Genomic DNA, 12,983 nt, shown 5'->3' on the forward strand with positions numbered 1-12,983 from the left:
TTTAAAATCGGCCTATCTGTTATAGCTTGATTTGCGCTGTTACCACTTTTTCTTTGGCGCGAATAACACATCCAAATCATCTTTTTCTTCCTCTTCGCGTTTTTTACGGGCGGAGGCGTTAGAGGCTTTCAATTCAGAGCTGATCTCGTTGAGATAATCCTCAAGCTGATTTTTTTTATTCGTGACATAGTCGTCGCTGTAATTCAGGGCGGTAATTGTGGCATACGCCTTTTCGAAATACTGCCGTGCCGAGCCAACCATATTAGCGTTTCTTGCAGCCACGCCGCGCTTAATTTGGCTTTCAATATTTATCTTTAATTGCAGGCGCTCAAAGGTTTTGTCCTCTTGCATAAACACAGGGGTATCGATTTTGCCCTTGCTGTGTTCAGAGCGCATGATGGTGCGCAGCTTCTTTATTCCCTGTATCAATGAAATAAGCTGTTTGTCATGATCGGGAAGAACAAAGTTCTCGCCCATATTGGCGCTCTCATCAACGCCACTGGTTAAGCGAGTTTTTGCATCATTAAGCCGAGATTTAAGCTCTTTCGAGGAGGGTGACAACTCAACCATGGCGGCAAGCGCATCGTGAATTCGACGATAAAGAATCATCATCACATTATTAGATAACGGGATATTGACACTGTTGACCAGCACTTCTTCCGTCTCTTCTATTATTTTTTTCTGCTTTGCGAGCTCTTGGCGGCGCTGAGCTTCTTGCTTTTCTTTATGCTGTTGCACTGCACTTACCCAAACCGCAATAACGATAAGCGCGACAATTAACATAATAATGATAGAGACTATCATACCCCGATTCTCTTACTCATTGAGTTGCCCAATTACCACCCATCTTAACCGAAAGAACCTAGGTTGGGGTAGTAATACACGTTAAATTCATGAAATAACATTAAATAAAATAAGAGTATAGGAGAACATCGCAGCCTTGAACATAAATCAACAGTACCGAGACATAATTAAATGTGCTAGCCTAGCTAATCGCAATAGCTAAAATGTATAAGAAGATGGGCTCAAGGTGTTGATTTGCCTTCCCATTCACCAGGAAGATTAGGGTCTAGGCCACTGCGTATAACGCCTGGTGCAATCGCAAGTAAAATAATAATAGAAAGTAACAACGACCATGAAACTACAGCAGCTAAAGTATATTGTTGAGGTGCTTAATCATAACCTCAATGTATCCGCCACAGCGGAGAGTCTTTATACTTCGCAGCCCGGTATCTCCAAACAAGTACGTATGTTGGAAGACGAATTAGGGGTGCAAATTTTTGGACGCAGTGGCAAGCACCTGACGCACGTAACTAGTGCCGGTAAAGACATTATCAATATTGCTCGTGAGATTCTCTCCAAAGTCGAGGGAATTAAGGCTGTAGCCAATGAGCATACCTTGCCAGACCAAGGTAAACTTAATATTGCCACCACCCACACTCAAGCGCGTTATGCTTTGCCGGAAGTCATTCAAGGCTTTATGAAAAAGTACCCGGCGGTTTCATTGCATATGCATCAAGGTACGCCGCAGCAAATCTCTGATGCAGCGGCACGTGGAGATGCTGATTTTGCTATTGCAACAGAAGCCTTACACTTGTATTCCGACTTAGTGATGTTGCCTTGCTATCACTGGAATCGCAGTATTGTGGTAGCGAAAACTCACCCGCTGGCGCAAAAAGCCGATAACCTTAGTATTGCTGATGTTGCTGAGTTTCCGCTGATCACTTATGTGTTTGGCTTTACGGGTCGCTCAGAGCTAGACAAAGCGTTCAATGCTCAGGGGTTAGAACCTCATATAGTCTTCACCGCCACTGATGCGGACGTTATAAAAACCTATGTACGTTTAGGTTTGGGTGTCGGGGTGGTCGCCTCGATGGCTGTTGATGAAATCACCGATAAAGATTTAGTGTGCATTGATGCTAGCCACTTATTTGAGGCAAGCACGACCAAAATCGGTTTCCGTAAAGGAACGTTTTTGCGGGGCTATATGTATGACTTCATTGAGCGTTTTGCGCCGCACTTGACCAAAGATCGGGTTGAAAAAGCCTGCTTATTACGTAATCAAGATGACGTCGATGCGATGTTTGAAAGCATTGAGTTGCCAGTGCGCTAAGTGATCAGTGTCACGATATGAAAAAGGCGCCTGTTGGCGCCTTTCTTTTTTTGTGCGATTAACACTCAATGATGTTTACCGCCAGACCGCCTCGAGCGGTTTCTTTGTATTTGGTTTTCATATCATTGCCGGTGTCCCACATGGTTTTAATCACTTTATCCAAGGAGACCTTTTGCTCACCGCTGCCGCGCATGGCTAAGCGTGAGGCATTAATAGCTTTAATCGCACCCATGGCGTTGCGCTCTATGCAAGGCACTTGCACAAGGCCGCCCACAGGGTCGCAGGTGAGACCAAGGTTATGCTCCATGCCGATTTCAGCGGCATTTTCTACATGCACTACGTTACCGCCCATGATTTCCGTTAAGGCGCCCGCAGCCATTGAACAGGCCACGCCCACTTCGCCCTGACAACCCACTTCGGCGCCGGAGATAGAGGCATTCTTTTTATACAAGATACCAATTGCTGCTGCGGTCAGCAGGTAGCGCGTGGCGATATCGCGATCCACCTCTTTGATAAAGGTGTGGTAATACATGAGTACTGCCGGCAGGATACCTGCGGCGCCGTTGGTGGGGGCAGTGACTACTCGACCCCCAGCGGCGTTTTCTTCGTTCACGGCAAGAGCGAATAGGTCAACCCAATCCATTGCTCTCAGTGGGTCGTTATTGTTCTCAACATTTAACTTTAAATATAAGCTGGGTGCGCGACGGCGAACTTTTAGGCCACCGGGAAGAATGCCCTCAGTGCGCATACCGCGTTCAGTACAGGCTTTCATCACCTGCCAAATATGAAATAACTCATCTTTGATATCTGCTTCGTCGCGCAAGGTCTTCTCATTGGCCATCATTAGGCTTGAGACGCTCAGGCCGGATTCCTTACAAAGCTCTAGCAGTTGCTGCGCATTGTCGAATGGGTAGGGGGCAGGATTTTGCTCACGGATATCCAGCGCAGCCTGCTTTTCCTTATCAAAGTCCTCGTCGCTGACGATAAAGCCGCCACCAATAGAGTAATACACTTGCGAGGCAATGCGCTCTTCACCCTTAAAGGCAATAATCTCCATGGCATTAGAGTGCTTGGGCAAAGTCTTGCGGCGATGAAATACAATCGCCCCTTGCTTTGGAAACTTAGCCTGGTGGGTTTTATTGAGATAAATAACCTGCTCTTGCTCGATTTTAGCCAAAATATCGGGCACGGCGTCGGCATCGACCGTCTCTGGGTCGTATCCGGCGAGCCCTAAAATAACAGCTTTACCTGAGCCATGGCCAACACCGGTTTGACCCAAGGAACCAAACAGCTCTACTTTTACCTCGGTAACATCCTCAAGTGTGCCTTGCTCTTGCAGGGTTTGCACAAACAACCGAGATGCGCGCATTGGGCCTACGGTATGGGACGACGACGGCCCAATGCCAATGCTAAACATATCGAATGCACTGATCATAAAATCTATACTCACATTGCCTTTGAACGGGCGCCCATCATAACGTTAAACACCAGGGATGTAATCCTCTGTACACTAATTTTAGCTGATCGGACCAAGGCGCTTCGTAAAGCGCTCAATAATTCGCTCGGTTGCTCCCCACAGCAGACCATAAGGGGTTTTAAAAACGCGAAAGTGGAGGTTTTTTTGTTGCCGCTCGACCTGCAGAGACTGCCAGTTTTGGGTTGCCAATAGTTCAGCCAGAGGCACAAAAAATGCGGCTTCGACCTCATTTTGATCAATTTGCCAACGGGCACCGGCGCGTAGCTGTGCTAGATACGGCGTAATACTCATATCATTGAGGGTGCTCACCTCATCGAGACGGCCGATGATGGTGACATCTTTGCTGTCTATATTTAGCTCCTCGTGTAGCTCTCTAAGGGCGGTGTGGGCAAGCGTCTTATCTTCGCGCTCTTGCTTTCCCCCTGGAAAGCACAGTTGGCTAGGATGATGGCGCAGGTGGGCGCCGCGTTTACACAGCAACACTTGTGCTCCGTGCTCAGACTCTGAGAGCAACATAACCACAGCGCTACGACGCTTTGGGTGGGTTGGAACAAAGCTGGAGGGCGCGGCACTGAGATTAAACCGCGCAATAACCTGAGCGCATGAGAGCGCCGCATGGGGTGATTTTATCACGTCAATACCGGTAAGATTTTATTTACCTTATCGTAAGTCTCTTGGTACTCAGAGGCAACATCTGAGTCGGCAACAATGCCACCACCGGCCCAGCAATGTAGGGTATTGTCTTTGGCCACTAAGGTACGAATGGTGATACTGGTGTCCATATCACCGCAGGCGCTAATGTAGCCAATTGAACCACAATAGGCACTGCGCCGATGTGGTTCGAGCTCTTCAATGATTTCCATCGCCCGGATTTTCGGGGCACCGGTAATAGAACCGCCCGGGAATGCGGCCTTCAATTGGTCGAGCGCCGTTTTGCCCTCAGCCAATTGCGACTGCACGGTACTGACTAAATGATGGACAGCGGGGAAGCTCTCTATGGCAAAAAGTGAGGGCACATGCACCGAGCCCGGTTTCGCAACCTTGCCGAGGTCATTACGCAGTAAATCGACAATCATGACGTTCTCGGCGCGGTCTTTGGGGGAGCTCGTCAACTGCGCTGCCAAGGCTTGATCTTTTTTAGGGTCACTGCTGCGCGGCAGTGTGCCTTTAATCGGTTTGCTTTCGACCTGATTGTGGTGCACTTCGATAAAGCGCTCTGGCGAAATGGATAAAATGCAGCCTTGCGACAAGCGCATAAAAGCAGAAAAGGGGGCGCTGTTGTGGCTGCGTAAACGACGATAGGCTTGCCATTCACAGCCCTGATATGTGGCACTGAAGCGCTGTGCCAGGTTGATCTGATAGCAGTCGCCGCTGCGCAAGTAGTCCTGTATCTTTGCAAATTTATCGGCATATTGCGCTTGGCTCATATTGGAGGCCCAGTCACTGGTTAAGGCAAATTTACCTGCGTTTGCGGCGGCGGGTGGCTGCAGGTAACGCTGTAAACGGGCTTCGACATCCACCGTTGGCTGGGCAATATAATACCATTGGCTGGCCGCTTTATCGTAAATTAAGGCATCAAGATAAAGGCCCAGTTGCATCTGCGCCAAGGCAATGTCGTCCGTCGCTAAGCTGGGTAGGCGCTCTAGGGTGCGTCCTAAATCATAGCCAAAGTAGCCAAGCCAGCCGCCACTAAAAGGCAGATCATGCGCCGGGGATTGTGTGCACAGGCCAGCTAGACGTTGCTGCATATAGGCGAACACGTCCTGATGCAGCTCAACGCCATCTAGGTATACCTTGTTGTGCTCGACGCTGAGCGTCGCTTCAGGCTCAATCACTAAGATATCGAAGCGGCTATTAACGTGCGCTGCACTAGCAGAGTCAAGAAAAACCGCCCCTTGGAGATGGTGTAATTGGGCAAACACCTCACATGGCGAGGATGAGAGCGCTAATTTACGGCAATGTAATTGCGAATTTGTCATTATCTTCAACTCGAAGAACTAGCCCGAAACGGGCAGGGAGGTTATCATAAGTTACACTTTATCAGAAGACGCGGTCTAACCGTGCACACGTCACCGAGTCGTCGCACCGACTTATGTATTAACTGAAGGTGTGACCCAGTAGGAAGGATTAATCATGAGCACTATTCGCCAGCAAGATTTTATCGACAGCATTGCCGATGCGCTGCAGTATATTTCTTTTTATCACCCGCTAGACTTTGTTCAAGCTTTAGAAAAAGCCTATAACAAAGAGCAAAGCAAGGCGGCCAAAGACGCCATTGCGCAGATCCTTATTAATTCTCGTATGTCTGCCGAGGGCAAACGCCCACTGTGCCAAGATACCGGCATTGTTACTTGTTTTGTTAAAGTTGGTATGGATGTGCGGTGGGATCAAACCGACATGACGGTGCAGCAAATGGTGGATGAGGGAACGCGTCGTGCCTACACCAATCCAGATAACCCGTTACGTGCATCGATAGTTGCCGACCCTGCTGGCAGTCGAAAAAATACCAAAGATAACACCCCGTCCGTGGTGCACATTGATATGGTGCCAGGCAATGAAGTGGAAGTGATGATTGCGGCCAAAGGCGGCGGCTCTGAGAACAAAACCAAGATGGTGATGTTGAACCCTTCCGATGATGTTGCCGAGTGGGTAGAAAAAACCTTACCAACAATGGGCGCTGGTTGGTGTCCACCGGGTATGTTAGGTATCGGTATTGGCGGCACTGCGGAAAAAGCAGCAGTATTGGCCAAAGAGTCGTTGATGGACCCTGTGGATATTCATGAGCTGATCGAACGAGGGGCTGAAACGACCGAAGAGAAAATGCGCTTGGAGATTTTTGAGCGTGCTAACAAGCTCGGTATTGGTGCCCAGGGGCTCGGTGGTTTAACCACCGTCGTAGATGTAAAGGTGAAAACCGCGCCCACTCATGCGGCGTCAAAGCCTGTGGTGATGATCCCCAACTGCGCGGCAACTCGTCATGTGCACTTTACTCTTGATGGCTCGGGTCCCGCCGATTTACAGCCGCCGAAATTAGAAGATTGGCCAGAAGTGACCTGGGAAGTGGGCGAAGACACCCGTCGCGTTAATCTTGATACCCTTAACAAGGATGATATCCAAGACTGGAAGATGGGTGAAACCGTGCTGCTTAGCGGTAAAATTCTGACCGGTCGTGATGCGGCCCACAAGCGTTTGCAAGGAATGATTGAAAGCGGTGAAGGCTTGCCTGAGGGTGTTGATTTTACCAATAAATTTATTTACTACGTGGGCCCTGTGGATGCGGTGGGCGATGAAGTAGTCGGCCCCGCAGGACCCACTACCTCGACCCGTATGGATAAATTCACCGACGTGATGCTAGAGAAAACCGGCCTTATTGGCATGATTGGTAAGGCTGAACGCGGTCCAGCTACAGTTGCCTCAATAAAAGACAACAAGGCGGTATACTTAATGGCTGTTGGCGGCGCCGCTTACCTGGTCGCCAAAGCGATTAAAAAGGCCCGCGTGGTGGCATTTGAGGACTTAGGTATGGAAGCTATCTACGAATTTGAAGTAGAAGATATGCCGGTCACTGTGGCCGTGGACAGCGAAGGAGCAAATGCTCACACCCAAGGTCCAGCAATTTGGAAAGCAAAAATTGAAGAATTGGATGGTGCGTTGAAGTAATGCATCGGTTCGGTTAAGAAGGGCGCCTTGGCGCTCTTTTTTATGGAGTGAAACAATGACAACAATAAATTCTATCCTCAGTGTGATGTTGCTTGGCGGCTCAGCGCTGAGCGCCCAGGCTGAAGTACTCAGCGTTGAAAAACTAACTCAGCTCAATAAAGTGCACAGTGTGGCGGTATCCAGTGATGGAAGGCAGCTCGTTTACGGTGTAAAAACGCCCGAGGGCAGCGATTTATATTTGCAGCCCTTATCAGCAGTGAGCAGCAGTTATGCTGGCTCGACCAATTTAGCGAAAGCGACACGGTTAACCTATGACAGCAGCAGTGAAACAGCGGTACGCTTTTCTAGCGATGGCCAAGCAATCTACTTTTTATCAGCCCGCTCGGGCTCCAATCAGCTGTGGCGACTGCCCCTTAGTGGCGGAGAAGCGCGCCCCGTTACTGACTTACCCATGGATATCGAGGGTTACACCTTAAGTTCTGACAACCAATCCGTGGTACTAAGCTTAGATGTTTATCCCGAGTGTGATACCTTGGCGTGCACTATCGAGCGCGATGCCAATCCACCGGCCCATAACGGCCAAGTCTATGACAGTTTAATGGTGCGGCATTGGGATCACTGGAATGACAATAAAGTGCGTCACCTGTTCAGCGCCAAACTTACCGATAAAGTGATCACCGACGCTAAAGACATCACCCCACAGTGGCAAACCGATGTTCCTGCTAAGCCTTTTTCCGGCATGGAAGAAGTGGCAATTAGCCCCGATGGCACCAAGGTGGTTTTCAGCGCTAAAGTTAAAGCCCCGGATAACGCTTGGAGCACAAACTTCGATTTATTTGAAGTGGCTATCGAAGGCGGCTCTATTCGCAACCTCACCGAAGCAAACAAAGCTTGGGATGCAGCGCCGCAGTTCTCCGCTGACGGCCGTTACCTTGCCTATAAAGCGACGACAAAACCTGGCTTTGAATCAGACAAGTTCACTTTGCAGTTGCTAGATTTGCGCACTGGTGAGAACAAAGCACTGGCACCGCAGTGGGATCGCAGTGTGGGCAGCTTCCAATTCGGTGCGAATGGCCGTGCTATTTATGCCACCGCCAAAGATTTAGGCCAGACCAGCTTATTTGAAATCAGCACCGGGTTTGGCGACATCCGTAGCGTGTTCAGCGATGGCTATGTCGGTGACGTGCAGGTCGTAGGCGAGCAAATCGTGTTTTCTCGCCATGCTCTGAATTCACCGAAAGAGCTCTATCGTATTAATCGCGATGGCAGCGGCTTAATGCAGTTAAGTGATGTTAATAAAGAAAAAATGGCTGATGTGACTTTAGGTGACGTAGAGCAGTTTAGCTTCAGTGGTGCCAACGATGAACAGGTATATGGTTATCTTGTTAAGCCGGCCCAGTTCGATGCTAACAAGCGCTATCCACTGGCATTTTTAGTCCATGGGGGGCCGCAAGGATCGTTCGGCAATATGTTCCACAGTCGTTGGAATGCTCAGCTTTGGGCGGCGCAAGGCTATGGCGTAGTGATGATCGATTTTCACGGCTCGGTGGGCTATGGCCAAGCGTTTACCAACTCTATTTCCCGCGATTGGGGAGGTAAGCCGCTGCAAGACCTACAAAAAGGTCTCGATTACGTGGGCGATAATTATGCTTGGTTAGACATTAACAACGGCTGTGCCCTCGGTGCCTCCTACGGTGGTTACATGATGAACTGGATTGCCGGAAATTGGCCTAAAGGCTTTAACTGTCTGGTTAATCATGCGGGCTTGTTTGATATGCCAAGCTTCCACCAAAGCACCGAAGAGTTGTGGTTCGCTGAGCATGAAATGGGCGGCCCGTTTTGGGCGAAAGACGGGGATTACAGTAAGTATAACCCGGCTAACTTCGTCGCCAATTGGCAAACACCGATGTTAGTGACTCAAGGCCTTAAAGACTACCGCGTGCCATATGCGCAAAGTTTAGGGGCGTTTACCACCTTGCAACGCAAGGGCATCGACTCGCGGCTGGTGGTCTACCCTGAGGAAAATCATTGGATCCATAACCCTGATAATTTAATTCACTGGTATCAGCAAGTATTTGCGTGGATGGCAAAGTACACCCAGCCACAGAGCGAACAATAATAAGTTCTGCTCTGACCAGTTAAGGGCGTCGCCAGCGATTAGACTGGCAGCGCCCGTCCTCCTTGAAACTCGACATTCCCGCCCAGCGTATTAAAATATTTACATAGGTGTTGCCGTTAACGTAAACGTCAGATGGGCGTGGATAAAGGTGGTACATAGGGTTATTGGTTATAGTTTAAAGTTCGTTAATTTAACCATATTTTGAATTAAATATTCACTTACTGTTCTATACGTGAATAGAAATTCAACCACAAAGGAAATGCGTGGTTTTATCATCTTATATAGTGGTAAGGCACAGCACTTAGTGATAGAGTCTGCGGCAATTTCAGCGCACCCAAGTAGGGTAACAAGTTCGGAGAATAACAGTGGCTGTTTTTAATCAAGTTGATTTCGATAACCACGAGCAAGTGGTTTTTTGTAGTGATAAAGAATCAGGCCTAAAGGCAATTATTGCCGTACACAACACTAACCTAGGCCCGGCTGTGGGCGGTTGCCGGTTGTGGAACTATGCCAGTGATGAAGAAGCCGTTACCGACGTACTACGTCTTTCCAAAGGCATGACTTACAAGAACGCTGTGGCGCGTTTGCCTTTCGGTGGCGGTAAATCTGTGATCATCGGCGATGCAAAAAGCATTAAATCAGAAGCACTATTCCGTGCTTTTGGTAAGCAACTAGAGCGTTTAGGTGGAAGTTACTATTCTGCTGAAGATGTCAACATCACCACCGGTGATGTAATGATGATGCACCAAGAAACAAACTATGTAATGGGTTTGGAAGGTAAAAGTGGTAATCCGTCGCCGTTTACTGCTTTAGGTACTTTCCTAGGTATTAAAGCGGCTTTTCAACACAAGCACGGTCATCAAAACCTTGAAGGTGTGAAAGTGGCGGTACAGGGCCTAGGCGCAGTGGCCTACGACCTATGTAAACATTTGCATAACGCTGGTGCAGAGCTATTCGTGACCGATATTAACGAGCAGTCGGTAGCGCGTGTAGTCAATGACTTCAATGCCACAGCTGTGGGCATTGACGACATTTATGACCTGGATGTGGATGTATACGCACCTTGTGCGCTAGGAGCGACCATTAATGACAACACCATTCCGCGTATTAAGGCTACGATTATTGCCGGTTGTGCTAACAACCAGTTAGCGGAGCCTCGTCATGGTGAGATCATTCGTGAAAAAGGCATGCTGTATGCGCCAGACTACGTTATTAACGCCGGCGGCATCATCAACGTCTATTACGAAACCAAGCCACAAGGCTATAATGCTGACGATGCGACTAAGCACGTTGAAGGCATCTTTGATACTTTGCTGGAGATTTTCCAACGCTCGGAAAAAGAGCAGGTATCAACGCATGTTATCGCTGATAAACTGGCAGAAGAGATCATCGCTCAGGGTCTTTAGTACTCAGCGTTTAGGCGCATTTTATTGCTCCTAATACCAGATTAAGGCATGCTTTCGGGCATGCCTTTTTTGTTGTCGAGTAGATAATGCCTTATCCCGCCACGCAAGTGGACCTCCAGCAGTGGCCGCGTGCACAGCACTTTGCCTTTTTCAAAGATTTTCAGCAACCCTACTTCAATGTGTGTGTGCGCCTAGACGCACGGCTGTTATTTGCATACTGCCAAGCGCAGGCTTTGTCCTTTTTTAGTGCTTACATTTATTTGGTGCACAAAAGCGCGCAGCAATATTGGCCAATGGGGCTACGTATTGTCGATGATCAGCCTGTGCATTATCAGCAAGTGACGATGAGTGTGGTGCAACTGGCCGAGGATGACAGCTTTCGTTTTAGTTATCTCGATGACACGCCATGTTATACAACTTACGCCCAGCGTATGCGCGAAGAAAAAGCCCGTGCTGCGTGCGAGCCTTTGTTTAGTGAGGCTTTCGCGCACACCGAAGGGCGCGCCGATGTGCTGCATGTATCGGTATTACCGTGGTTGCAATTTAGTGGCTTTTCTCATGCTACTTGTTTGGGTGCTACTCACGGTATTCCTAAAGTGGTGTTGGGGCAATATGATAAAGTTTCAGGTTGCATGCCTTTAGCCCTGGATGTGCATCATGCACTGATGGATGGTCTGCATAGTGCAAAATATATTCAAGTATTGCAGGAAATGATGCATAATCCTTCGGATTATTTGTGATTTAAATGTAAATATTTAAACATTAAATTTACATTTATTCCCTTTATAGATCTATAGTGAGTGTTCCCACATACGGGACATGATAACGATAGAGGGAACAAAGATGAAATTGAACACCATACTCACCGGCATAGCCTGCGCCGGTGCAACAACACTATTGAGCTTTTCGGTGCATGCAGAGCATGCCCAGTTACCCGAGCGCATTGTTGCTAAGCAAGATATGGCGCTGATTGATTTACACAGCGAAGCGCTTATTGCCGATGAACAGTTTGTTTTTAATAACGCCCTGGCAGCGCGGGATTGGACTAATTTCTTCGCTGGGCTCAACAGCGAATTACAAGCAAAGCAAGAAGCGATACTGCATTTCGCTGGCTACGCCAGTATCAACCCAGAGCTGTTATTAGCATTAATGGAGCAGCAAAGCCAACTAGTCACTAACCCCACTGCTGAAGCAATGCAGAGGCCTTTCGCTGATTTGAGTGATGAAGTCGGATTTGAAGCACAGCTTCGCGATGTCACTAACCGGCTCAGCCACACCTTTTATGCCTATAAACGCTTCGCACAAAGCAGCCAGCAATTTAATCAAGATGTCGCCAGTTTTGCGCTGGTCGATATGTTTATTATGCGGCAAAAGCCGGTGGGTCCGCGCCGCCCGCGTAAGGGTAAGAAGATCACTGCGTTGATGAGTGCCTATGAGGTTGTGACCGGGAAACCATCAATACAACTGACGCAAAAGCAGGTATCAGCCCCACAGCGCCAAGCGCTCAGTGCGCAGCCTCAAGCTCAGGTAGCTTTTAGTATGAATCTTCCGTGGCCAAGTGGCTATGCATGGTTCAGTGGTGGTGCACACTCTAACACCGGCTCTGGGTATCCGTACTCCTCGTTAGACTTTAATAATGGCTCTGGAGGATGGGGCAGCAATACACCTTGGGTGCAAGCGGCCCATGAGGGCACTGTTACACGTTATTCGCAATGTAATATTCGCATCACTCATCCAAGTGGCTACGCGACCAACTACTATCATATGGATGCGTTGCAATTTAACTCCGGTGACTATATTTCCGCAGGGAGTTGGATAGGGCGCTATGCTAACAATCAAAGTACTGCGCTGTGTCAGGGTGGTCAGTCAACGGGACCACATGTGCATTTTTCACTGTTGTATAATGGCCAATATGTGAGCCTACAAAATCGCTATATTAGTGGTTATCGTATTGATGTCGGTAATTACAACTATGACGATAATTGCTACAACTTTTACTTTGAGCGTAACGGTTATAAAACCTGTGCGTGGCAGCGCTTGTATCGCTAGTGCGAACGAATAGCGCCGGTCTACGGCGCTATCTACAGTATCTCTACTATAATTTTATATTTAAATTCAAAAGGTTAAGTTTTTATTGGTGGGCGTTACAGTGCCTATTGTTATTAGTTGTAAGCGATTTGGCTCAAGCTAATTGTTATTTTATGTGTT

10 protein-coding genes are annotated in these 12,983 nt (G+C 48.3%); 6 read left to right on the forward strand and 4 right to left on the reverse strand.

The features are described from left to right. Window positions 1–39 precede the first annotated feature (39 nt). The gene (locus tag FIU82_RS05595) at window positions 40–804 is read right to left on the reverse strand and encodes a hypothetical protein (protein WP_022944047.1); all 765 of its coding nucleotides are present in this window, start codon (window positions 802–804) and stop codon (window positions 40–42) included. Between the two features lie 331 nt (window positions 805–1,135). Here FIU82_RS05595 and cysB point away from each other — a divergent pair, with 331 nt between their 5' ends. Then, the gene (gene cysB / locus FIU82_RS05600; RefSeq protein WP_022944048.1) at window positions 1,136–2,113 is read left to right on the forward strand and encodes an HTH-type transcriptional regulator CysB; all 978 of its coding nucleotides are present in this window, start codon (window positions 1,136–1,138) and stop codon (window positions 2,111–2,113) included. A 58-nt stretch (window positions 2,114–2,171) separates the two neighbouring features. Here the strand turns inward: cysB and FIU82_RS05605 are convergent, their stop codons facing one another. From FIU82_RS05605 to pabB, 3 genes are all read right to left on the reverse strand, one after another. Next, window positions 2,172–3,548, reverse strand: a complete 1,377-nt coding sequence (locus tag FIU82_RS05605; protein WP_152440541.1) for an L-serine ammonia-lyase — start codon at window positions 3,546–3,548, stop codon at window positions 2,172–2,174. Between the two features lie 81 nt (window positions 3,549–3,629). Further along, entirely contained in the window at window positions 3,630–4,223 is a 594-nt protein-coding gene (locus tag FIU82_RS05610) for a CoA pyrophosphatase (protein WP_053911583.1), read from the reverse strand. Next, the gene (gene pabB / locus FIU82_RS05615; RefSeq protein WP_152440542.1) at window positions 4,220–5,569 is read right to left on the reverse strand and encodes an aminodeoxychorismate synthase component I; all 1,350 of its coding nucleotides are present in this window, start codon (window positions 5,567–5,569) and stop codon (window positions 4,220–4,222) included. The genes FIU82_RS05610 and pabB overlap by 4 nt, the downstream gene beginning before the upstream one ends. 154 nt (window positions 5,570–5,723) lie before the next feature. Between pabB and FIU82_RS05620 the strand changes: the two genes are divergently transcribed. The 5 genes from FIU82_RS05620 to FIU82_RS05640 all read left to right on the forward strand — a co-directional run bounded on the left by FIU82_RS05620 (window position 5,724) and on the right by FIU82_RS05640 (window position 12,824). Continuing rightward, a complete protein-coding gene (locus FIU82_RS05620) occupies window positions 5,724–7,250 on the forward strand; it encodes a fumarate hydratase (RefSeq protein ID WP_022945861.1) in 1,527 nt (508 codons plus the stop codon). Between the two features lie 55 nt (window positions 7,251–7,305). Then, window positions 7,306–9,369, forward strand: a complete 2,064-nt coding sequence (locus FIU82_RS05625) for a S9 family peptidase (protein ID WP_152440543.1) — start codon at window positions 7,306–7,308, stop codon at window positions 9,367–9,369. A gap of 365 nt (window positions 9,370–9,734) precedes the next feature. Further along, the gene (locus FIU82_RS05630; RefSeq protein WP_045978088.1) at window positions 9,735–10,775 is read left to right on the forward strand and encodes a Glu/Leu/Phe/Val dehydrogenase; all 1,041 of its coding nucleotides are present in this window, start codon (window positions 9,735–9,737) and stop codon (window positions 10,773–10,775) included. 86 nt (window positions 10,776–10,861) lie between these two features. After that, on the forward strand, window positions 10,862–11,515 hold the full coding sequence (locus FIU82_RS05635) for a CatA-like O-acetyltransferase (protein WP_152440544.1): 654 nt from the start codon (window positions 10,862–10,864) through the stop codon (window positions 11,513–11,515). A gap of 103 nt (window positions 11,516–11,618) precedes the next feature. Beyond that, window positions 11,619–12,824 carry a M23 family metallopeptidase gene (locus FIU82_RS05640; protein WP_052698092.1) on the forward strand — a complete coding sequence of 402 codons (1,206 nt, stop codon included), beginning with the start codon at window positions 11,619–11,621 and terminating at the stop codon, window positions 12,822–12,824. The last annotated feature ends 159 nt before the right edge of the window (window positions 12,825–12,983 follow it).

The organism is Pseudoalteromonas sp. THAF3, from assembly GCF_009363775.1.
Classification (GTDB): domain Bacteria; phylum Pseudomonadota; class Gammaproteobacteria; order Enterobacterales; family Alteromonadaceae; genus Pseudoalteromonas; species Pseudoalteromonas ruthenica.